This window comes from Nitrosomonas marina (assembly GCF_900110145.1).
Taxonomy (GTDB): Bacteria; Pseudomonadota; Gammaproteobacteria; order Burkholderiales; family Nitrosomonadaceae; genus Nitrosomonas; species Nitrosomonas marina.
Genome location: NZ_FOCP01000004.1, coordinates 172,895 through 194,678 on the forward strand (window position 1 = coordinate 172,895; position 21,784 = coordinate 194,678).

The 21,784-nt window shown below is 44.4% G+C and carries 22 protein-coding genes and 1 other RNA gene; 10 read left to right on the forward strand and 13 right to left on the reverse strand.

Features of this window, described 5'->3' with window-relative positions; all coding sequences use genetic code 11:
* Nucleotides 1–176: 176 nt before the first annotated feature.
* From rlmH to rng, 3 genes are all read left to right on the forward strand, one after another.
* The gene (rlmH, locus tag BMX44_RS04440; RefSeq protein WP_090628544.1) at nucleotides 177–647 is read left to right on the forward strand and encodes a 23S rRNA (pseudouridine(1915)-N(3))-methyltransferase RlmH; all 471 of its coding nucleotides are present in this window, start codon (nucleotides 177–179) and stop codon (nucleotides 645–647) included.
* A gap of 53 nt (nucleotides 648–700) precedes the next feature.
* Nucleotides 701–1,324: a Maf family protein gene (locus tag BMX44_RS04445; RefSeq protein ID WP_090628547.1), complete on the forward strand. Its 624-nt coding sequence runs from the start codon at nucleotides 701–703 to the stop codon at nucleotides 1,322–1,324.
* Between the two features lie 83 nt (nucleotides 1,325–1,407).
* Nucleotides 1,408–2,862 (forward strand): ribonuclease G, encoded by a 1,455-nt coding sequence (rng, locus tag BMX44_RS04450; RefSeq protein ID WP_090628550.1) that lies wholly within the window; start codon nucleotides 1,408–1,410, stop codon nucleotides 2,860–2,862.
* Between the two features lie 55 nt (nucleotides 2,863–2,917).
* Here rng and BMX44_RS04455 read toward each other — a convergent pair whose 3' ends face one another.
* The 13 genes from BMX44_RS04455 to BMX44_RS04515 all read right to left on the reverse strand — a co-directional run bounded on the left by BMX44_RS04455 (nucleotide 2,918) and on the right by BMX44_RS04515 (nucleotide 15,081).
* Entirely contained in the window at nucleotides 2,918–3,904 is a 987-nt protein-coding gene (locus BMX44_RS04455; RefSeq protein WP_245738829.1) for a protein phosphatase CheZ, read from the reverse strand.
* A gap of 45 nt (nucleotides 3,905–3,949) precedes the next feature.
* Entirely contained in the window at nucleotides 3,950–4,351 is a 402-nt protein-coding gene (gene cheY / locus BMX44_RS04460; RefSeq protein WP_090628552.1) for a chemotaxis response regulator CheY, read from the reverse strand.
* Nucleotides 4,352–4,747: 396 nt separating this feature from the next.
* Entirely contained in the window at nucleotides 4,748–5,668 is a 921-nt protein-coding gene (locus BMX44_RS04465; RefSeq protein ID WP_090628557.1) for a DMT family transporter, read from the reverse strand.
* Nucleotides 5,669–5,983: 315 nt separating this feature from the next.
* Entirely contained in the window at nucleotides 5,984–7,174 is a 1,191-nt protein-coding gene (locus tag BMX44_RS04470; RefSeq protein WP_090628560.1) for a DesA family fatty acid desaturase, read from the reverse strand.
* Between the two features lie 414 nt (nucleotides 7,175–7,588).
* Complete coding sequence (locus BMX44_RS04475; RefSeq protein WP_090628562.1) at nucleotides 7,589–8,131, reverse strand: pseudouridine synthase; 543 nt, start codon at nucleotides 8,129–8,131, stop codon at nucleotides 7,589–7,591.
* A gap of 350 nt (nucleotides 8,132–8,481) precedes the next feature.
* Nucleotides 8,482–8,778 carry a DUF167 domain-containing protein gene (locus BMX44_RS04480; protein ID WP_090628565.1) on the reverse strand — a complete coding sequence of 99 codons (297 nt, stop codon included), beginning with the start codon at nucleotides 8,776–8,778 and terminating at the stop codon, nucleotides 8,482–8,484.
* 50 nt (nucleotides 8,779–8,828) lie between these two features.
* Entirely contained in the window at nucleotides 8,829–9,404 is a 576-nt protein-coding gene (locus tag BMX44_RS04485; protein ID WP_090628568.1) for a YggT family protein, read from the reverse strand.
* Between the two features lie 68 nt (nucleotides 9,405–9,472).
* Complete coding sequence (gene proC / locus BMX44_RS04490) at nucleotides 9,473–10,303, reverse strand: pyrroline-5-carboxylate reductase (protein WP_177167667.1); 831 nt, start codon at nucleotides 10,301–10,303, stop codon at nucleotides 9,473–9,475.
* 68 nt (nucleotides 10,304–10,371) lie between these two features.
* Entirely contained in the window at nucleotides 10,372–11,250 is an 879-nt protein-coding gene (gene mutM, locus BMX44_RS04495) for a bifunctional DNA-formamidopyrimidine glycosylase/DNA-(apurinic or apyrimidinic site) lyase (protein WP_090628574.1), read from the reverse strand.
* A 39-nt stretch (nucleotides 11,251–11,289) separates the two neighbouring features.
* Nucleotides 11,290–12,138: a DUF4340 domain-containing protein gene (locus tag BMX44_RS04500; protein ID WP_090628577.1), complete on the reverse strand. Its 849-nt coding sequence runs from the start codon at nucleotides 12,136–12,138 to the stop codon at nucleotides 11,290–11,292.
* A 15-nt stretch (nucleotides 12,139–12,153) separates the two neighbouring features.
* The gene (locus BMX44_RS04505) at nucleotides 12,154–13,506 is read right to left on the reverse strand and encodes a GldG family protein (RefSeq protein ID WP_090628580.1); all 1,353 of its coding nucleotides are present in this window, start codon (nucleotides 13,504–13,506) and stop codon (nucleotides 12,154–12,156) included.
* A gap of 69 nt (nucleotides 13,507–13,575) precedes the next feature.
* Entirely contained in the window at nucleotides 13,576–14,319 is a 744-nt protein-coding gene (locus tag BMX44_RS04510) for an ABC transporter permease (RefSeq protein ID WP_090628583.1), read from the reverse strand.
* A gap of 12 nt (nucleotides 14,320–14,331) precedes the next feature.
* Complete coding sequence (locus tag BMX44_RS04515; RefSeq protein WP_090628585.1) at nucleotides 14,332–15,081, reverse strand: ABC transporter ATP-binding protein; 750 nt, start codon at nucleotides 15,079–15,081, stop codon at nucleotides 14,332–14,334.
* 577 nt (nucleotides 15,082–15,658) lie between these two features.
* Between BMX44_RS04515 and BMX44_RS04520 the strand changes: the two genes are divergently transcribed.
* The 7 genes from BMX44_RS04520 (at nucleotide 15,659) to BMX44_RS04550 (ending at nucleotide 21,721) form a co-directional block, all read left to right on the forward strand.
* A complete protein-coding gene (locus tag BMX44_RS04520; protein WP_090628588.1) occupies nucleotides 15,659–16,339 on the forward strand; it encodes an OmpA family protein in 681 nt (226 codons plus the stop codon).
* Between the two features lie 82 nt (nucleotides 16,340–16,421).
* On the forward strand, nucleotides 16,422–17,750 hold the full coding sequence (locus BMX44_RS04525) for a TRZ/ATZ family hydrolase (RefSeq protein ID WP_090628590.1): 1,329 nt from the start codon (nucleotides 16,422–16,424) through the stop codon (nucleotides 17,748–17,750).
* Nucleotides 17,751–17,827: 77 nt separating this feature from the next.
* Nucleotides 17,828–18,532 (forward strand): bifunctional 2-polyprenyl-6-hydroxyphenol methylase/3-demethylubiquinol 3-O-methyltransferase UbiG, encoded by a 705-nt coding sequence (gene ubiG / locus BMX44_RS04530; RefSeq protein ID WP_090628593.1) that lies wholly within the window; start codon nucleotides 17,828–17,830, stop codon nucleotides 18,530–18,532.
* Between the two features lie 19 nt (nucleotides 18,533–18,551).
* A complete protein-coding gene (locus BMX44_RS04535) occupies nucleotides 18,552–19,211 on the forward strand; it encodes an HAD family hydrolase (RefSeq protein WP_090628596.1) in 660 nt (219 codons plus the stop codon).
* 76 nt (nucleotides 19,212–19,287) lie between these two features.
* Nucleotides 19,288–19,648: a transfer-messenger RNA gene (gene ssrA / locus BMX44_RS04540) on the forward strand.
* Between the two features lie 137 nt (nucleotides 19,649–19,785).
* The gene (locus BMX44_RS04545) at nucleotides 19,786–21,474 is read left to right on the forward strand and encodes a replication endonuclease (RefSeq protein ID WP_245738830.1); all 1,689 of its coding nucleotides are present in this window, start codon (nucleotides 19,786–19,788) and stop codon (nucleotides 21,472–21,474) included.
* A gap of 22 nt (nucleotides 21,475–21,496) precedes the next feature.
* A complete protein-coding gene (locus tag BMX44_RS04550; protein ID WP_245738831.1) occupies nucleotides 21,497–21,721 on the forward strand; it encodes a hypothetical protein in 225 nt (74 codons plus the stop codon).
* Nucleotides 21,722–21,784: the final 63 nt, after the last annotated feature.

Sequence of the window (21,784 nt, forward strand, 5' to 3'; positions counted from 1 at the left end):
CTGACTCCAACATATAGTATTCTTATTTTTTGACTTCCTGGAAAATCAAATTTCCGCACCCAAGTGGAACCAGGATGTTATCCATTGAAGCCGTTTTAGCTCTATAATCCATTTATGATACAGGATACCTGTGTGGCCCAAAGACGGTCTGCCGAAAACTTTTTTGATTGTTATACATGAAGCTCTATATCTTTGCCGTAGGTAACAAAATGCCTGATTGGATAAACTCCGCTTTTTCAGAATATGCTAAACGTCTTTGCCAGGAAATAAAAGTACACTTGTTCGAAATAAAGCCTGAAAAACGAACCAGCGGCAAGCATAAAGAGCAGGTACTACAGGCTGAATGGCAGCGTATTGAAGCGGCAATACCTGCAGGATGTCGCATCATAGCACTTGACGAACATGGCGAGCAATGGACGACCGTTCAGCTTGCCAATACTATAAAGCGATGGATGTTTGAAGGCAGTGATTATGCATTTGTTATTGGTGGCGCAGATGGATTACATGACGAGATTAAATCAAACGCTCAGCACTCCCTGGCTCTGTCCAAACTAACTTTTCCGCATGGCCTTGTTCGCGTGATGCTCATTGAGCAACTTTATCGCGCTGTTTCACTGATTAAGAACCATCCCTATCATCGCATATAATCACGACTTTAAGAATTGGTTGTTAAAATTTATATTTTGAAATATTTATCATTATGGCGTTCCCGGAAAATAAGATTTATCTCGCATCACGCAGTTTGCGCAGACGAGAACTGCTTAAGCAGATTGGTGTTAAATTTAAAATTTTACTTATGCGAGAGACTTTAAGCCGCCCCAGTGACATCGACGAGACACCATTAAAAGATGAATCACCGAATGATTACGTCTATCGCATTACCAGCACAAAAGCAGAAGCAAGCTGGTTGCGACTGACTCAGAGGCAATTACCATTACTACCTGTATTGGTGGCAGATACCGTAGTTTCATTGGATGGTTGTATTCTTGGAAAACCAAAGAATCAGGCGCATGCTGAAGAAATGCTAACCGCTCTTTCGGGCCGGTCTCATCAGGTACTGACTGCTATTGGCATTGTCTTTAAAAATAAAACACAAATAAAGCTGTCGACTACAACTGTCCGTTTTCGTGATATCACGCCACAGGAAATCCGCTACTGTATTGATTATGACAATGTATATGACAAAGCCGGGGCCTATGCAATTCAGGGGTTAGCTGCAGTTTTTATTGCTGATATCAATGGAAGTTACAGTGGCGTCAAAGGACTACCGCTGTTTGAAACATCACAATTGCTGGAAGAGGTGGGGATAGAAATTTTCAAATAATTACAGCTATGTAGCATAGTGATCTTTGTTTTAATCCATTCATAGCATTATATTATTGTTGTTTGATTTGCCTGTCTCTTTCTATGGATAATGAAATTCTAATCAACATTACACCTCAGGAAACCCGTGTTGCCATCCTGGAGCAAGCTGTTACCCAGGAGCTACATATTGAACGCACCAGCAATTGCGGCATTGTCGGAAATATTTATCACGGACGTGTTAGCCGTGTTTTACCGGGTATGCAGTCCGCTTTTATCGATATTGGACTTGAGCGTGCGGCTTTCCTGCATGTTGCCGACATTTGGGAACCCAGCCACAACGGTCGATTGACTCAGCCCATCGAAAAATTATTATTCGAAGGAAACTATATCCTGGTTCAGGTTATTAAAGACGCAATAGGCATGAAAGGTGCACGCCTGTCCACACAAATCAGTCTGGCAGGGCGTATGCTTGTTTATTTACCTCAGGAAACCCATATCGGCGTATCGCAACGTATTGAGGATGATGTCGATCGTGAGTTTTTACGTAAAAAATTAATGCAGGTGCTGCCGCAGGAAGAGTCCGGTGGCTATATAATACGCACAATGGCTGAAACTGCAGATGAAAATGATCTCAGAGCAGATATCGACTATCTGCATAAACTCTGGAGCAACATTCAAGAAACCGCCATAACCGCTTCTTCTCCTGTACTACTCTACCAAGATTTGGATTTGAGCCATAGAGTTCTGCGCGATTTTGTTAATGAGAATACATCATGCATACAGATCGATTCACGAGAAAATTACCAGCGCCTGATTGCATTTGCTCGTTGCTATATGCCAAACATAGCCGATCGAATTTCGTTATATACCGGCGAGCGTCCCTTGTTTGATCTTTATGGTGTCGATGACGAAATTCAAAAATCTTTAGCAAAACGTGTCAATCTGAAATCCGGAGGGTATCTCATCATAGATCAAACTGAAGCGTTAACCACCATGGATGTCAACACAGGTGGGTTTATTGGAGTACGCAACTTTGATGACACAATTTTTAAAACCAATCTGGAAGCCGCCCAAGTGATTGCCAGGCAACTGCGTTTACGCAATATTGGCGGCATTATTGTTATCGATTTCATCGACATGGATTCAGAAGAGCATAAAAGAGCAGTCTTGACTGAATTCAAGAAAGCGCTTTCAAAAGATCGGACACGCATGACTGTTAACGATTTCAGCCCACTTGGTCTCGTCGAAATGACACGCAAACGCATGCGTGAAAGCCTATCTCATATTCTCTGCGAGCCATGCCCAACCTGTAGTGGACGCGGAGAAATTAGAACTGCACAAACGGTTTGTTACGAGATTCTGCGGGAACTATTGCGGGAATCGCGGCAATTTGATGCCAATGAATTCCGCATACTCGCATCCCAGCAGGTTATAGATTTATTCCTTGATGAAGAGTCCCAAAGCCTTGCACAACTTGTTGATTTTATTGCTAAACCTATCAGTCTTCAAGTGGAAGAAACTTATTCTCAGGAACAATATGATGTAATTATTATGTAGCAGTCATGAGTATAACCAGTTTGACAACCAGTCATACTCACGAATTTTAAAATAACTAAAATCCCAGGCTTGCCAATAAGTCATCAACTTGATCCTGATTAGTCACTGCTTCAGATGATTTCTCAGGGTTTGTCACAGGACCATTCAGTAGTCCGTCATTGGTTATTTTCTGCTTATTTGCAGGTGGCACATTTGCCAACAGAAGTTGAACAAGATCATGTTCCAGTCGTTGTACCGTATGCGTGATTTTTTTTATCACCTGGCCCGTCAAATCTTGAAAATCCTGGGCCATCATGATCTCCATTAACTGTGCATTTGTTGCATCAGTCTGTTCGGGTACTCTGTCAATAAAACTGAGTGTTTCGATCAATAACTGTTTGAATTTTTCTGTATTTGGCTGTAATCGTTGCTCTTCGAACGCGAGCTTCCACTTTTCAGAAAGCTGGATCGCTTCCAATGAGAGTTTCTCTTGAATAGGCATGGTAGTCTCGGTTGCATTCAGAACCCGTTCTGCCGCCTGTTCTGTTTTAGTGGCCACATACGCCAGTTTATCCTGAGCTTCAGGTACCTCTGATACAAGTGACTCTATACGTTTATCATAACCAAGTTCACGCAAACTATTATGCAGATTACGTGTCAGGCAGCCAACCTGGTCAAGTATATTCCTATCCTCTTCATTTGGTTTCGCTGACACGCCGGAAGATTTAGAATCGACAATTTGTTGAAGAGGACTTGTATTGACTGGATGTGACATTTCATCGACTGCTTGCATCAATATCGTTTCCGGAACAACATGTTCAGATGCACCTGTATTGTTTTCTATCTCCGGCGGTATTATCGATTCAGTTGTTTGAGCTGATGGTGCACAATTCGAATGTTTATTACTGGAATTGTTATCACCAGAACATGACTGTAGATTATCTTCTATAGTTGCTGAATCCGTTTCAGCAGGCGTGCCCATTTGCGCAGATTCAGATATTTCGTGCATGTTATTAGAGGATAGCATGCCTGTTTCCTCCCGAATATATGTATTCGTATTCATGTCTGGACTCTTTGGTATATTTGTAAACTTGATATCAGTATCTCCTCAGGCAGATACCTTGTTTTCCATATTCTGAAAAATTTTGTTTAGTTTTTCATCAAGTACTGCGGCTGTGAAAGGTTTCACAATATAGCCGCTAGCGCCAGCCTGAGCTGCAGCAATAATGTTTTCTTTTTTTGCTTCCGCAGTTACCATGAGTACAGGAATTTTGCTCAACCTCTCATCAGCGCGCACAGTCTGCAGCATTGTAAGTCCATCCATATTGGGCATATTCCAATCAGATACTACAAAATCGTAATTACCATCTTGAAGTTTACGCAATGCAACAGCGCCATCTTCCGCTTCATCTACATTAATAAAACCAAGTTCCTTCAACAGATTACGTACAATTCTACGCATTGTTGAAAAATCATCTACAACCAAGAATTTTAAATTTTTATCTGGCATTCTGTACTCCAATTAAACTCAGGTTCAAACAATTTACGTTTATCCATGAATCAAAATCGACAAAGCGCATGTTCATTTACCCATTTATCGGCAAATCATTTAGAAACTTAACAGAGACTGCTACAGTAGCTTGGCATTGTTGGTATCAGGTACTTTTAGTATCACAGGAAAAATAAAAAAGGTACGAGTTTTATTGATGATTAAACGCAGCACCGGTGCAACTGCCAGGCCGATCACCGGCCGGTCCGACCCGATATTACAACAGTTTGCCTACAAGCCACACTTAATATATTGTTGTGAGTCACGATCCCCTGTTTACTGAATACTTTCCGAGCCTCACTTGGGTTGTAAGAATAATTGTAAAACTACGTGCCTGAATACAATCTGAATAGCCCGTTAACGATATGGTTTTGCAACACCTTGTGAAGAAGCCGGGTTCAGTTTTGCAGAAAACAGACCGCTAGAGACTATCATGCTACCTCCCACAATTTCCTTCCATGTTAGCGTTTCACCCGCAAGCACATAGGATGCTATTGCAGCTACAACCAGTTCAAACATCAAAACGATAATTGCCCGATTTGCCGGCACGTATGTCAGCCCATACTGAACTACAATACTTAAGACAAACATCAAAATGCCAACTGACAGCAAAACCATCCAGCTTTGCAAATTAATTTCTGAAATAACGGGCGGCAGCGCTAAAATAAAACTGCAGCCAAACCCTATTACAGTCGCACCAAGCCAGATAGCAATTGATTTAATCTGGATTGAATGCGACTGATCCTTACGAATGAGCACATTAACCAATGCATACATCATGCCGCCGAGTAACCCCATCCAGTCACCGTAAGAATCAGGTAAAGGAACAAGTGTTTCCGGCTGCCAAAGCATGACTATTGCCCCGACAACTGAAAGCGCCATAACAGCGAACCCTTGCGTACTCAGTTGTTCGTTCAGCAGTATTCTGGCAAAAACAGCTGTCCATAATGGCGCTAAATAAAATAATAGAAGTACGCGGACAATTTCTCCATGAATAATGGCGAGAATATATGCGACATTCGCCCATCCAGCAAAAAAACATATCCAAAACAATAAATGAGCATTTTCATTGAAAATATTGGCATTTCGAATATTTTTATAAAACAGAACCACACCCAGGACCAGGGCGATCAGGTAAGTAAATGTTGTTACAACCACGCCGTTTATCCCGGCTTGTTCCAATTCGCGAATTGGGTACCAGACCAGACCCCATATAAAAGCACCAAATATTAAAGCCGCAATGGGCAACCGCACAGATCGCTGGTTAGTATGCAGCATTGATTAAATTCTCAATAAAAAATAAAAAACGGGAATTTGAACGGATTGATTTGCTTGACAGCTATTGATTATTCAATGATTCTTAAGATTGTTTCAGATGAAAAATATAAAAATTGATCCACTTAAAATACGTATTAATCATTATTATCGCGCACAAACTATAGATACAAAAAAACCCGTCTGATACGGGTTTTTTTGTTTTCGGTGATTATACTTTTTCCAGTTTAATTCACAAAATTACAGATCGTTCTTCTTGAATCTTTGTCCATTACTTTTGTAATTTAAACAATCAATAAATAGCGTTATTGGATTACTTTAGGCGTAACAACGCAAACGTTGAGAAAAAGATCTTAATACTTCTATACCGCTTTCTTCGGCACGCTTACACCAGTCTTCCAACTGTTTGACCAGTTCATCTTTGGATGCTGTAGAGCGTTGCCAAATCTCGATCAATTCTTCTCTCATATTGTAAATTGTATCGAGAGTTTTGGTTTTACTAAGAACTTGACTGAGAGTTTCGCGTTCATGCGCCTGTAGTGTTTTTGCATCAGCCAGGAGCCAGCGTTTTAGTGTTGATTTATCAATATCGTAATGCGAAATTGACTCTTTCAGATGAACAATCTCTTCTGCAAAGGCAACCTTCAGTGATTTTGAATATTTGGCCAGAACTTCATAGCGATGAGAAATTACTGCCTGCAGTGTATCCAGATCACATTGTGTTTTCTCTCTGTTAAATCTTAACTTGGGCGCAACTTTTTTAACTTTCGCCAGCCCCATCATTTCCAGTAGCCGTATATACAGCCATCCAATATCAAACTCATACCACTTATTTGACAACCGGGCAGACGTTGCATACGCATGGTGATTGTTATGCAGCTCTTCACCACCGATCAGAATACCCCATGGCACAATATTGCGACTGGCATCTTCCGCCTGAAAATTACGATACCCCCAGTAGTGTCCTATACCATTAATTACACCAGCAGCAAAAACCGGCGTCCACATCATTTGAATAGCCCAGATGGTTAACCCAATCGGACCAAACAGTATCACATTGATAATCAACATCAATACAATACCTTTTGCGCTGTGTTTACTGTAAATATTCCGTTCAACCCAGTCATCCGGCGTACCATAACCGTAGCGTTCCAATGTTTCTTTATTTTTCGATTCAATCCGATATAGTTCTGCACCTTCAGTCAGAACTTTTTTGATACCGTATATCATTGGACTGTGCGGATCATCCGAAGTCTCGCATTTGGCATGGTGTTTACGATGAATCGCTGTCCATTCTTTTGTCACCATACCAGTAGTCAACCAGAGCCAGAAACGAAAAAAATGGCTGGGGATAGGATGAATATCCAGCGCCCTATGGGCTGAATGGCGATGTAAATAAATAGTAATACTGGCAATTGTAATATGCGTTACAACAAGTGTAACCACAACATATCCCCACCAAGGCATATCTACAACACCTGAAATTAAATTGAGAAAATCTGAAATCATAAAAGACCGTCCTTCTTAAAACCTGAATCCTGTAAACAAGTTGATAATAGAATTATTATAATGAAAAAACTTACTTGTCCAGACACCTGCTGGTTTTTTCTGAAACATGAATTACAGCACAAGCATGGCAATTCAAATTATACAAATCCAGTTGTCAACAAGTATTCTTTCTTAATCTTCAATACCTGTAAGCGTATTTAATTTTAATTAAAAACCACATTTCTTCTGTCAAACTGATTGACAGATTGATATTTAGCACTCCACATCTTAACACTTTAATGACAGCGACTGTCAAAATTTGTCACATGAATTTAACGTATTCTAAATCCAATCCATGGTAAAAGCGAACCTATAATTTAACCAAGTCACTAACAATTCGATCTGCAAAACAGAATCATAAAGCACTGACAATTATTAAATATGGCATAAACGCCAACTGCCGGTTGCCAGATCATTCAACGAATAATCACCGATCGCAAACCGAATCAATCTCAATGTCGGGTGCCCAACTGCAGCGGTCATTCGCCGTACCTGACGGTTTTTTCCTTCGTGTATGACGAGTTTTATCCAGGCCGTAGGAATATGTTTGCGAAAACGTACTGACGGTGTTCTTGGCCACAGATTTTCAGGCACACTCATCAGCTCAGCCGTAGCCGGTTGCGTTTTATAATCCTTAATCATCACCCCACGACGCAGTTGCTTTAAAGCGCTTTTGTTTGGAATACCTTCCACCTGAGCCCAATATGTTTTGGGCAACTTGTATTTCGGGTGGCTGATCCGGTTTTGCAGACTCCCATCATCAGTTAATAACAACAAACCTTCACTGTCAGCGTCCAAACGACCAGCTGCATAAAAACCCGACAGGGATATGAAATCCTTTAGCGAACAGTGGCCAGAAACCGCGGTAAACTGACTAACTACCCCATATGGCTTGTTAAATAATATCAATCGTGACATCAAATTGACTACGGCATCTTATCAGCAGCATCGGCAAGCAAAAAAGTCCTTCACATACTCAGAAACAAAGCTGTGAGCAGGTGTGAAAAAAAACATCTCTACCACAGGTTCAGTTAACAGTAAGAGTAAGCAACAAAAGATTTAGGATTTAGACTTTCACCTGACCCCAGCGTTCACACAATATCCCAATCATCACACAATGCGATTGCTGTTCTTTAAAGTCCTCAAATAAAGACTGATAAGACACGAACACCATTGGGAGCGTCATTAGTAACCCAAACTGCACTCTTTGTTGCCTGCTCCGTGCCCTCCTACTCGTTCAATTACCGCACCAAATTATAAACAAACGCTTACTGTTGCTGAACCTGAAGCGCCGTATCAGGAGAATATCTGGGCCGCAAAACTAGCACAACCTTTCGTCTGGATGTTGCCCCATGCTTTAGCACGACCTGATTTCGCGGTACACCGAAACATTTTGCAAGATATTTCACCAGCGCAGCATTTGCTTTGCCTTCAGTCGGTGCAGCCGCTATCTTTATTTTTAACGCATCACCGTGCAACCCAGAAACCTCAGTCCGTTTCGCTCCAGGCTGTATATACAAAGTTAAAGTACAGTATTGCTTGCTTTCATACTGATACCAGGTCATACAAGTTATTAATCACACTATTAATCTGGCCATGATGAACTGACAGTGTTTTAATCAAGTATTGACCTGATTTCCATGTGAACGCCGGCCACCACCATCAGTAACAATTGGATAACAATCAGCACAAATAATGGCGAAAGGTCCACATTGGCAATTGGGGGAATACGACGTCGAAAGACAGATAAAAATGGTTGCGTGAATGTATTAAGCAAAGGCGCAATCGGACTATAGGGGTTGACCCATGAAATAATCGCCTGGGCTATTATCATGAACAGCACAATATAGAGCGTCATCTTGATAATTTCGACCATTCCCAGCAAACCCATCACGGTTCCCGCAGAAATCATATTTGAGCCGAATTCAAATCCCTGATACAAATACACGGTTGAGATAATAATGCACTCTAACAACCACGCCAGAACCAGTGTAGACAAGTCCAGTCCTTTCCAGCCGGGTATCATACGACGAGCAGGCCGTACAATAAAATCTGTTACCGCTATCAAAAACTGCACAATATTGTTGTAATATGGAACCCGTAACAACTGAAAATAAAAACGAAGCAATAACGCCAGGGAGAAAAGACCTAAAATCGTATCTATCAGGAAAATTATAATCTGGTTAGTCATCATTCGTTCCCTTTAATTGTTATTTGCGGTTGCATACACACTGCTCTCATTATTTATCTGATATCAAGCTATTGTTTACCGAATTCATCACTCATCTCGCGTGAACGTGTATTGGCAGCAAAAACTGCAGCAATAATTCTGTTTTTTAGATCGTCTGCATCCATTGTTGCTATTGCCTGTTCCGTGGTTCCACCTTTCGATGTAACCCGTGCCCGCAATGCAGCCACATCATCATCTCCTGCGTTTGCAAGTTTGATAGCTCCCTGAAATGTCAACAATGAAAGCTTTCGTGCCTCTTCCTTACTTAATCCTAATTTTATCCCTGCTGTCTGCATGGATTCAATAAAATAAAACACATATGCCGGCCCGCTACCGGAAATCGCCGTGATGGTATGCAACATGTCCTCGTCATCCACCCATAACGTCGTACCAACTGAATGCATGATAGACTCGGCAGTGCGTTTATCCTGATCATTGACTTCTGACGCAGCATACAGTCCGGTTACACCGGCTCCGACGAGAGAAGGTGTATTGGGCATGGCGCGCACAACCCGCTGATAACCACCCAGCCATCTTATTAAATCCGAACTGCGAATACCCGCCGCTATTGATATCACCAATTGCCGATCCAGCAATCCTTTCATTCGTTGAGCCAACTCCTGCAACTGCTGCGGTTTAACCGCAAGCACAATTACATGAGAGTCACTGTTTTGCGTATCTGATGCAAGACCATCGATCATATCTGCTACAGCTGCAATGCCAAACGTAGCTTGTATTCTGGCACGGACTTCTTCATTAATCTCAATCACATCGATCTGTTCAGTGGAAAAATCCTGTTTCAACAGTCCGCTAATCAAGGCGGACGCCATATTACCGCCACCAATAAATGTTATTTTCATTATCCGTTTTCGTAAAAGTTAAAAAGAGTTGTACGCTTGATCTTTTTAAAACAGCGGTAGAATACGTTCTACGACTTTTGACAAACCGGGCAGTAAAAACTGGATCGTTGCACCTGCTTAATCTGCTTTATCTGCTCGCCACAGTGTCTGCAGGGCATTCCCGTACGACCATATACCCAATACTGCTGCTGAAAGTAACCCGGAGTTCCATCACTATTGACAAAATCGCGCAAACTGCTGCCGCCAGCCTCTATCGCTTTATGCAATACGGATTTCACATTTTGCACAAGTTTCTCGTATCGTGAAAGTCCTATTCTGCCAGCAGCCGTTCGCGGATTTATCTTCGCATGAAATAGCGCTTCATTGGCATAGATGTTTCCCACGCCAACAACCACCTGATTATTCATTAATAATGCTTTAATAGTTGTTTTACGACCTCGCGATAACTGGTATAGATATACTGCGCTGAAATGGTCGCCGAGCGGCTCAGGCCCCAGATGACTTAATAATGGATGTTGATCAACACAGTCTGGTTGCCACAAAATAGCACCAAATCGACGCGGATCTTTGAACCGCAGTACGCTGCCGCCTACCAGAATCAAATCAAAATGATCATGTTTGCCTGGAGAATATCCGTATTCCATTCTTTCTAATTTCGCCGAAGCTTCTGTTACTTCTTCTAGCGTTTGATTATCGGCTTGCAGCATCCTTAAACTGCCAGACATACCCAGATGAATAATCAAAGTGCCCATGTCAAAATTAAGCAAAAGATATTTCGCTCGTCTTTTTACTGTAACCACTTCCCGGCCTTGCAGTTGATACGGCAATTCTTTGGGAATCGGCCAGCGCAGCTTTGGCTGCCGGATAATGACTTGTGAAATACGCCGTCCCTCCAGATATGGCGCTATACCCATACGCGTAACCTCAACTTCGGGTAATTCTGGCATAATAAATTGCCTGTTACAGGTTCTGCATTTTCTTCCGGATTACTCCTGCCCGATACCAGCAGGATTTAGCAATTGCCGGCTTACTGAATCTGGAAACAAATAACCAATCTGTTCGTTTGCGCGGTAAAATACCACTCCGGCATCATAATCGACTGCTGTGATGACAACGTTTCGTCCATCCTTAAAATCAATTTTTGCAACCACCTTGTCATCAGAATCATGCGGCTTAACCATCAATTCGATAGCCCGGCTATCGTGCCATAGTTGAACCCAGCGTTCGAGTGTTTCATCATTCTGATCGATTGCTTCTGCGGGATCAATCTGCCAGGTACCGTTTTGATAGTTAACCGACATACCATTCAATTCAAACCTGACCGGCAGTTCATCATCTGACATCAGCGTTGAATTAATCAATTCCAACGGATTCAGGGGTATCCATATAGCGTACCGCGGAGACACCAGATACACATCGTCATTGATAGCCAGATACTGCTCATTCGTAACTGGTGCAAACCCACCAAAAGCAAAGTAATCGTCATCTATATACAATTCGATTACAGGTTGATCCAGGTTGAAGCGCTCAACGTCTTTTAATGGAAAGCGTTGCCGACTGTTTGCAGTCAACACATTCAAAAGCTTCTCTATAGCTGTGACATCTGCCCGGGCAAAAACCGGTGCCACCATATGCCAGCCATCCACCATTCGCTTAAGTTCGATTTCCTGTTCTTGCCGCACAATACGAATTGATTGCACGGATTCAGATGTACGTATGGAAACCTGGAACGTTTCATCATTTTCGGACTGAAATTGCGGTGTCAAATAAAGAAAAAATGCCAGTCCCACAATGGTCGCCAGCATAATCAGGTTAATCTGTGAATGATACGTCATAGTATTTGTTGACTGTTACGTCATTTTTTTCCTGCGCCACCAGATGATGACGCCGCATAGCAAAAATACAAAAGGGAGGACAAGCAAAAAGAAAACAACAATCACAGTCAGTTCGAAATCGGTCAATATCAGATGACTATCCAGCGTCGCGCGCGGTTGAATGGTGATCATTTCTTCATCGCCCGACAGCCAGTTGAAAAGATTAATCCCAAAATCCAGATTATTTCCGTTACCCAGATACATGTTGGCCAGAAAATGACCACTGCCCACGACGATCACCCGTTGCTCCCGGTCATTGGCAAAACGCGACAGCGCAACCGCGATCGTTACCGGACCAGCCGCGTCTTCCTGCGGGTTGAACGTATAGTCATCATCAGAACCATGTTTTACCCAGCCATTATGGGCTACATCGACAAGTGGAACAACGCGCCATTTTTCGTTCTCAACAAAATTGATCTGTCGCGCGAAAGGAAAAACTGTTATGTAATTAAATCCATGTGTGATCGCATGTTTTCCATAACCGGTTCCCAGCGCAAACGTAACGGGCGCCTTTAGCTGCTCAGCCTGCGGGTCGATAACCACGCCCGGCGTCAAAATCAAATGCAGTTTTTCGGCCAATGGCATTAGTCCCCGCAATGATTCGCGATCAATCAGCCACAATAAATTTCCGCCGTTATCAATATATTCGAGCAGCTTGTCTACCTCACCAGGCAGCAATTCAGTCTGTGGCGAAGCAATCAGCAACATATCGGTATCAATCGGAATATCAGGTGTCACCGTAAGATTCAGCGTCTCGCTGACAAACCCATTCACTTGCAGTTGCCGCCCAAACTCACCCAAGTCATAGTTGGCCATGCCGTCCAGACCACGTTCCCCATGACCAGTTAGCGCCAGAATGAGCTTTTCCTGCGGGCGTGACAGTCTCAGAAGCGTCTGCGTGAATACCTGCTCATTGATTGTTGTCAAACGCGCCTGCTTGTTCTGATATTCAATGACCAACTCTCCATTGACTTGCACACCGGCCTCTCTGGCTAAATCCGGATGTTCGGCCGGGTCTATAAACGTCAATGAAATATCAGGTTTGATACGCTGATATAGCTGTATAAAGTTATGAATAATTTCCCGCACATCGCCAAATTCCACATGCTGCTCTGTAACGTATGCAGTTATATGCACAGGCGCAGTCATTTTTTCAAGAATTCCAATGCTGGTCTGGCTCAATGTATTACGGCCATTCTGACTGACATCCCACTGCGAGCGTATCTCCGTTGCCAGAAAACCCAGCAAAATAAACAACAGCAGCAGCAAAAACACAAAAACGCCGTGCTGTATTTTTAATTGAAAACGTAAGGATTTATTTGTGCGCATCAATGTTGCAAATCAAAATGGCTATCGTGGCCGTCGTTTTCGGTTACTTGCTTGTGATCAGGTATCCCATTATCCATGCAATCGCTCACCATCCATGCGTCGAATGGTCAGCACCAGGAAAAACACGGTAAACAATGTACAATATACCAGACTGTAGGTATCCACCAACCCATTATTAAACAGTTCGAATTGCTTGAAAATCGAAAAATAGTAGATCCAGCCTTCATGATCGCTGATAACGAGATCTACCATCCAGAAACCCAGCATTACAGCCAGCATGCCGATAGCGGCAACCACTGGTTGTATGGTCAGGCTGGAAATATAGAGCCCCAGCGCGACAAAACAGCAAATTAACAAAAACAGCCCCAATGCTCCACTGATTAGCAGACCCCAATCCAATGTTCCGCCTGCAAGCAGCGTAAGAAACATCGATACGATCAAGCTGACAACACCCAGAAAAAAAACAGTAAGCCCTAGAAACTTTCCTAAAACGATTTCAGTGATTGACACAGGTGCTGAAAGCAGCAATGTGAGTGTATTATTTTTTCGTTCTTCTGCGAACTGCCGCATCGTCAATAAAGGTACCATCAATAGCAGTACAACGGCAGATAACGCAAAAACAGGCGTGACGATTATCTCAGTAAAACCCGGTGGATTGGCAATTTGCATTAACTGGGGCTGTAGTTGCAAAAAAGCATCCAGACGCCCCAAAAAGAACCAGGCAAACAGTAATTGCACAGATGTCAGCAACAGCCAGGCCAACGGCGAACAAAACATCATGTACAACTCTTTACGCGCTATAGTAAAAATCATACCGTTATGAATTCAGTGAGTTGTTGTTAGCGTATTTTGCGTCAAACGGGTAAATTCCGCTTCCAGATCAGCGCCTTTCTGCTTGAAATCTGCCAACATTTCATTCAGAACCATGCGTCCTTCATGCATGATCTGCACCCGGTCGCAAACACTTTCAACTTCAGACAAAATATGCGTTGAAAGAATCACGCTGCGCGATTCACCAAGATCCCGGATTAATGTGCGCATTTCTCGCATTTGATTAGGATCGAGCCCAACCGTCGGCTCGTCAAGAATAATGATGTCCGGCTCGTGGATAATCGCCTGCGCGATACCCACTCGTTGCTGCAATCCTTTTGACAAATTACCTATCAGATATCTACTCCGGTCAGTCAAACCACAACGTTTTTTAGCCTCTTCAACCGCCTGCGCAATGCACTGTTTTTCTATACGGTGAAGACGCGCGGCAAAGCGCAGATATTCATTCACCGTCATATCAAAATACAATGGAGGCATCTCAGGCAAATACCCGATATGCGCCTTGGCTTTTTGAGGCTCATCCAGCAAATCAACGCCACAAACTTCAATACTTCCACCGCTTGGAGCAAGATTACCTGTAATCATCCGCAACGTCGTCGTTTTGCCGGCTCCATTTGGCCCTAGCAATCCCAGCACCTCACCTTTTCTAAGCTGTAACGTTAAATCCCGAACGACTGCCCGCGTACCGTAGAACCGCTGAATATGTTGCGCCGAAAGCGTCAGGCACTCGCGTTCTTCTGCCATTGGCATACTCTCCCAAAGTAAAACAGTAAAAGGCAATCAAACAAAACGGTTTGCAATTGAATGATTGAATAATTGGTTTTCGTTGAAATTGATACGCTGAATGTTACGACACGTTTCCTCTGCCTCCTAATCTAATTCTATAGTAAAAATTCATGATTTAATCGATAAACGCATAACAAACCTGTAGACGACCATTGTTAAAACACCGAATACTTACTCAAGCGATCACAACTGCCCCACAACCGCTGGCTGTGTCTAGATTTTCAGCTTTATTGCAAATATACCTGCGACTAAACATAGTACTGTATGATTATTACGACACAATAGCACGGAGCCAGCATGGGAACCGCTTTGCACGTGCACTATATCAATTAAACAATCTTATTAAATTTCAATGCACTAACTTTATTGTTGCGCAAAAGAGACACCCGTATTTGACAAGTATCTGTATATAAATTCATAATCCCGTCAGCACATCATACGTGAAACGAAAACAATGGTGGGACGGCCTTTTGTTATTGGGGGCACCAGTAACAAATAATTAAATCTGAAGTTTTCACTTAAAAGGGATAACAGCATGAATAAATTGTCAGCCAAGAAAAAACTGATCGGAATGGTTTTATTGCCAGCGTTCTTCACCGGCACGGTCGCAGCGCAGGCAGATCCGATTGATCGATATGAAAGCGAAACCGAAAAAGCCGTAGGTTATGCGGTAGAAGATGAAAATGGCGTAGTCTGGCGCAGTTCATCTGACCTGGGCAACCACTGCTGGCGCACAGGATACTGGGATGAATCCTTGGCTGTTGTGGAAGGTTGCGATGGTTATGAAAAGGTTGCTGAAGCGGCACCGGAACCAGAACCTGCTCCTGCGCCGGTGGCACCACCTGAGAAACTGACTTTTTCAGCTGACGCACTATTCGATTTTGACAGTGCCGTCCTGAAGCCAAACGGAAAAGTCGCACTGGATGAATTTGTCCACGGTCTCGAAGGTATTAATTATGACGTAATTGTTGCAGTTGGACATGCTGACAGAATCGGCAACCCGGACTACAACCAGAAACTGTCAGTACGCCGTGCAGAGTCTGTTAAATCCTATCTGGTGTCGAAAGGCATACCTGAAAACCGCGTCTTTACCGACGGCAAGGGTGAAACGCAGCCTGTTACCGGTACCACCTGCGATGGCAAGGCAGGCGCTGCACTCAAAGAATGTCTGAGACCGGATCGTCGTGTTGAAGTCGAAGTTGCCGGCACACGATAAACACATGGCCTGAACAAGGCACACCAATAACTGGAATAAAAAAGCCCTGCATAAAATACAGGGCTTTTTTATAACCGATTTAATGTCTGATACTAACGAAATTGACACACTGATTGGAGCCCGCTGGGTTATACCGGTCGATGCACGACAGTCTGTTCTTGACAACCACGCAATCGCCATCCATCAAGGTAACATAGTCGACATTCTCCCTGCTCATGTCGCGCAAGCCAAATATAACGCTAAAGAAAATGTTGATTTGAAAAATCATGCGTTAATCCCGGGACTCATCAATACACATACTCATGCAGCAATGATTCTGATGCGCGGCCTGGCGGATGATTTGCCGTTAATGACCTGGCTAAACAAATTTATCTGGCCGACCGAGAGTCGTCATGTCGATGACACCTTTGTGTTCGACGGCACTCGTCATGCCTGTGCCGAGATGCTCAGAGGTGGCATCACCTGTTTCAACGACATGTATTTTTTTCCTGAAGCTATCGCGCAAGGCGCTTTAGATACCGGAATGCGCGCCTCGATCGGTATGATCGCCATTGATTTTCCAACGCCATATGCAAACGACGCTGATGATTATCTGGCTAAAGGTATGGCGCTTCGCGACAAACTACAACCCAATCCGCTGCTGTCATTTTGTTTTGCACCGCACGCACCATATACCGTCAGCGATCAAACGCTTACACAAATCCTGACATACGCCGAACAGCTTGAAGTACCCATTCATATTCATCTTCATGAAACCACAGACGAAATCGATATCAGCATAAAATCACACGGCATGCGGCCGATAGAACGCCTGCATCAGCTTGGCATGCTGGGGCCCAATTTGATTGCTGTGCATATGGTGCATCTGAATGAAACTGAAATTCAGCTGCTACAACAGCACGGGTGCCACGTTGTACATTGTCCGTCATCCAACCTCAAGCTCGCGAACGGTTTTGCGCCCACCCCACTACTCTTTGACCAGGCTGTCAATGTCACACTGGGCACTGATGGTGCCGCCAGTAACAACAGGCTGGATTTATTTGAAGAAATCCGATTGGCCGCGCTACTCGCCAAAGCCACTAGCAAACGCGCTGACACCCTGCCTGCCTACCATGCGCTTGAAATGGCCACGATCAACGGCGCCCGCGCACTTGGAATTGATGCTATTACCGGCAGCCTTGCATCAGGCAAGGCAGCCGATATAACTGCAATTGACTTTTCGGACTTGCACCTGTCACCGTGCTACGACCCCGTTTCACATCTTGTCTATGCGGCCGGACGGGAACAGGTGAGTCATGTCTGGGTAAATGGTAAAATACTGCTTGAGAATAAACAATTGACGACACTTGACGAAGCTGATCTACGTCGCCGGGCCTTATATTGGGAAGAATGCATCAAATCATCCATATAAGCCTGGCACGCTACGACAATGCGTTTTGACGCATCTATCACAGGTAATAACTGTCAAATTACGGCCGAGGAATCGAAATGGAAAACGACGGTATCAATGCAGACCCTTTAGAGCTTGAAAAATTCAGCCAGTTGGCACACCGCTGGTGGGATCCTAACAGCGAATTCAAACCATTGCATGACATCAATCCATTGCGCATGAATTATATTGAGGAACTTGCGGGACTGGAGGGAAAAACGGTACTGGATGTTGGCTGCGGAGGCGGCATTTTATCCGAGGGCATGGCATCACGCGGTGCAACTGTTACAGGAATCGACCTGAGTGAAAAAGCCCTGAAAGTCGCCCGCCTTCACTTGCTGGAAAGCGGTCATCAGGTTGAGTACCGCAAAATAACAACGGAATCACTCGCCAAGGAACAGCCTCACCACTTCGATATCGTGACCTGCATGGAAATGCTGGAACACGTGCCCGACCCCATGAGCATCGTGCGCTCCTGTGCAAAACTGGCAAAACCCGGTGGCTGGGTGTTTTTCTCCACCCTTAACCGTAATCCCAAATCCTATTTATTCGCCATTATTGGGGCGGAATACATTCTTCAACTGCTGCCTCGTGGCACGCATGAATACGCCAGCTTTATCAAACCTTCTGAACTGGCGCGAATGGCCCGAAATGCAGGACTTGCTGAGGAAAGACTGATCGGCATGACCTATAACCCGTTTACAAAAGTTTATGCACTTGAAGCAGACACAGACGTAAACTATATCATGGCCTGCCGGTCCTGATTTTCAGCAATTTCAACCAGTGCAAATCAAAGCAGTTTTCTTCGATTTTGACGGCACGCTTGCCGATACCGCACCGGATCTCGGTCACGCGCTCAACCGTCAGCGCACGCACAGAGGACTAGATCCGTTACCAATCAAGAGCATTCGAACGTACGCGTCTGCAGGTGCGCGCGGCTTGCTCAAACTCGGCTTTAATATCGGTCCGGATGATCACGTATATTCAGAAATGCGCAGCGAATTACTTGAATTCTATTCGCAGCGCCTGTGTCACGACACATGCCTTTTTCCTGGCATAGATACTTTACTGGACCAGTTGGACATACTCGGATTACCCTGGGGAATCGTCACCAACAAACCCGCGCGTTTCACTCACCCACTCATTATGGAACTGGGGATACAACAACGTGTTGCCTGTGTCGTCTGTGGCGACGAAACGCCCCATGCCAAACCACACCCTGAACCGCTACTGGTTGCCTGCAACAAAATCAGTGTATTACCGGCTGACTGTATATATCTCGGTGATGATCTTCGCGATGTCACGGCCAGCCTTGCCGCTGGAATGGTGCCGGTCATTGCGCGCTACGGTTATCTTGGAGACGGTCTGCCGCCCGAATCCTGGGGCGCACACCATATCATAAACAAACCCCAGGACTTGCTCGCCTATATCGAGCACCAGTGATAGAATACTGCCAATAGCTTTCGGGAAAAGGAACTTTTAACAACCATTCTTATCTTATCAGTACCACAAAGAATTCGGGGACGATCTGGCTTCGACGTGGGTTGCAAAGCAGTGTAGGGCATACCGAGGATCAGATAACCTCGTAAATCCATCTGAAAACAATAGTCGCAAACGACGAAAATTACGCTTTAGCCGCTTAATTAGGCTAGCCTCTGCACCGGTGGGCCTCAACGCCGGGTCTGGCAACAGACAGCAGAGTCACTAACGAGGATCGCGCATTGCAGGGTTACTTTGCAAGGTGTTAAATAATAGGTAACTCGCCTGCCATCAGCCTGCCAGTTGGTGGATGTCAGGTTAAATCAAAAAACATGGCTAAGTATGTAGAACTGCCTGTAGAGGGCTTGCGGACGCGGGTTCGATTCCCGCCGTCTCCACCAAACAGCGGTCTAATCCAGACCACTCCAGACCAACTAAGACCCTTAACAAACAGGGGCTTAGTTGCCTTCCGGAAAATCACCAATCAGTCTCGGTTGGTTCTCATTGGCCTCGATTGTGGCACAAATTTGACACAAATTTGCCACAAGTCGTTAAGGCTGATGAACTGACTTCCAGCTTTGGCACACCGAGCTGCAAACAATTCAGACGGCATGTATTCACTGCCCTGTCCCCTATCGCAGGCGATCTGGCGTTGCGTTATGCCAGAATTGCCGAACAGCATGATTATGAACAAGCCAATCATGAACTATTAAGCATTCATGACAGCCTGTGTATCAACGATCTGAATCTTTGCGCTGAAGGTAACGAACTTTTTGAAGCCGCCAAACGGCTTGCCAAAAAATGCAGGAATGTACGGCAACGCCACAAAGCCAGCGAAGATGCCTACCAAGCCTGTACCCGAATTGTTCAGCACTACCGAATCACCCCACCAGAAAGTAAAACAGAAAATCTAGAACCTGCATTGAATCGCATGTGTTGCCCGATCTGGTGGCACCGCAGGATTCAGGTTTTGCGTTTGCGAACGATTGAAACCATATCCCGCAATATTGAACTGGTCACGCGTTACCGTTCAGCTTATGTCAGCGATTATGCCGTTAACATCAAACGCAAACAAAAAGAGAAAAACCGCGAATACCTGGAGTCAACCTTCATTTGTAACGAAGTTGGCGAACAGTTCTCTTTACAGGAATTGTCTGACCGTTCGGTATCCAATCCTGCGAACCGCCGCGCTGAATTGATGGTTCGCGCCAAAGGTTTTGAAATGGTCGCTGATCATCTGCGCCATGTGGGTGAATTCTATACACTGACAACACCATCACGCATGCACGCCAGCCTGCACAGTGGCGCACCCAATCCGCGCTATGACGGCACGACTACCCTGCAAGCACAGGAATATCTAACACATCTATGGTCGTTGATTCGCGCTGAACTGCACCGGCGCAATATACGGCCTTATGGTTTCCGTGTCGTCGAACCGCACCATGACGGCACACCGCATTGGCATTTCCTGTTTTTCATGCCGAAGAAACACTGTAAAACCGTTCGCGAAGTCATGCAGTACTATGCCCTGCTGGACAACGGCGACGAACCCGGCGCTTTAAAACACCGGTTCAAAGCCGAAGCCATTGATCCAGAGAAAGGCTCAGCCGTTGGGTATATTGCTAAATACATTGCCAAAAATATAGACGGCCATGCGCTTGATAAGGATTTATACGGCAATGATGCACAGAAAGCTGCTGAACGGATCACCGCATGGGCGAATATCTGGGGAATACGCCAGTTTCAGCAAATCGGCGGCCCCAGTGTTACGGTATGGCGTCAATTACGAAAACTGGGCCATACCGATAACAAGGAACTGGAACCTATACGCAAATTAGCAACCGCCAGCGATTGGGCCGCGTTCATGCTGGCAATGGGCGGCCCGGATTTTCCGGTACGGCAGCAACCAGTGAAGCCCTATTACGACCATAGCCGAATACTCAATCCTAACACCGGGGAAATTATATCTGTCCAGCACAACCGCTATGAAGACATAGCAAGTAAACGGGCTGTTGGCGTTGTATTAAATGGAAAGCGTATCGATGCAAGAAAACATTTTTGGAGGGTCTTAACTGGCGACAGCGAGGACATGACATCACGAAGCGAGGCGCCAGCCGCGCGCGCGTCATGTCATGCCGCAGCTGTTTCCCTTGGACCTGTATCAATAACTGTACCAGTCACAATTCATCATGAGAAATCACACCATGAACACAAAATTATTCACTGAAAATTTAAAGGCAAATAACATCATGAATGAATTCATCCTTGAGGAAGCCGTGTCCTTAATCTACCGGCTCGCCATTCTGAAGAAAAACGCAACAGCCGATACAAAACCGGATATTACCCAGATCGGCCATATATGCGGCGTTCTGACCATGAATGACCAGATTGAGATCGTTATCAAGTTTCATGATGAGCTAAGACAATTCACCAAAGAAGAATTTAATAACGAGGTACTTTTATACGAGAATTAAAAATATTTGACTATCAGAGTAAATAGTATATCATCATAGTTACTACTAATTACCAAAGTTACT

Excerpts from the sequence above, each read along its gene's own strand:
- rlmH (WP_090628544.1), top strand. The coding sequence starts at position 177 with ATGAAGCTCTATATCTTTGCCGTAGGTAACAAAATGCCTGATTGGATA.
- BMX44_RS04445 (WP_090628547.1), top strand. The coding sequence starts at position 701 with ATGGCGTTCCCGGAAAATAAGATTTATCTCGCATCACGCAGTTTGCGC.
- rng (WP_090628550.1), top strand. The coding sequence starts at position 1,408 with ATGGATAATGAAATTCTAATCAACATTACACCTCAGGAAACCCGTGTT.
- BMX44_RS04455 (WP_245738829.1), bottom strand. The coding sequence starts at position 3,904 with ATGAATACGAATACATATATTCGGGAGGAAACAGGCATGCTATCCTCT.
- cheY (WP_090628552.1), bottom strand. The coding sequence starts at position 4,351 with ATGCCAGATAAAAATTTAAAATTCTTGGTTGTAGATGATTTTTCAACA.
- BMX44_RS04465 (WP_090628557.1), bottom strand. The coding sequence starts at position 5,668 with ATGCTGCATACTAACCAGCGATCTGTGCGGTTGCCCATTGCGGCTTTA.
- BMX44_RS04470 (WP_090628560.1), bottom strand. The coding sequence starts at position 7,174 with ATGATTTCAGATTTTCTCAATTTAATTTCAGGTGTTGTAGATATGCCT.
- BMX44_RS04475 (WP_090628562.1), bottom strand. The coding sequence starts at position 8,131 with ATGTCACGATTGATATTATTTAACAAGCCATATGGGGTAGTTAGTCAG.
- BMX44_RS04480 (WP_090628565.1), bottom strand. The coding sequence starts at position 8,778 with ATGACCTGGTATCAGTATGAAAGCAAGCAATACTGTACTTTAACTTTG.
- BMX44_RS04485 (WP_090628568.1), bottom strand. The coding sequence starts at position 9,404 with ATGACTAACCAGATTATAATTTTCCTGATAGATACGATTTTAGGTCTT.
- proC (WP_177167667.1), bottom strand. The coding sequence starts at position 10,303 with ATGAAAATAACATTTATTGGTGGCGGTAATATGGCGTCCGCCTTGATT.
- mutM (WP_090628574.1), bottom strand. The coding sequence starts at position 11,250 with ATGCCAGAATTACCCGAAGTTGAGGTTACGCGTATGGGTATAGCGCCA.
- BMX44_RS04500 (WP_090628577.1), bottom strand. The coding sequence starts at position 12,138 with ATGACGTATCATTCACAGATTAACCTGATTATGCTGGCGACCATTGTG.
- BMX44_RS04505 (WP_090628580.1), bottom strand. The coding sequence starts at position 13,506 with ATGCGCACAAATAAATCCTTACGTTTTCAATTAAAAATACAGCACGGC.
- BMX44_RS04510 (WP_090628583.1), bottom strand. The coding sequence starts at position 14,319 with ATGATTTTTACTATAGCGCGTAAAGAGTTGTACATGATGTTTTGTTCG.
- BMX44_RS04515 (WP_090628585.1), bottom strand. The coding sequence starts at position 15,081 with ATGGCAGAAGAACGCGAGTGCCTGACGCTTTCGGCGCAACATATTCAG.
- BMX44_RS04520 (WP_090628588.1), top strand. The coding sequence starts at position 15,659 with ATGAATAAATTGTCAGCCAAGAAAAAACTGATCGGAATGGTTTTATTG.
- BMX44_RS04525 (WP_090628590.1), top strand. The coding sequence starts at position 16,422 with ATGTCTGATACTAACGAAATTGACACACTGATTGGAGCCCGCTGGGTT.
- ubiG (WP_090628593.1), top strand. The coding sequence starts at position 17,828 with ATGGAAAACGACGGTATCAATGCAGACCCTTTAGAGCTTGAAAAATTC.
- BMX44_RS04550 (WP_245738831.1), top strand. The coding sequence starts at position 21,497 with ATGAATGAATTCATCCTTGAGGAAGCCGTGTCCTTAATCTACCGGCTC.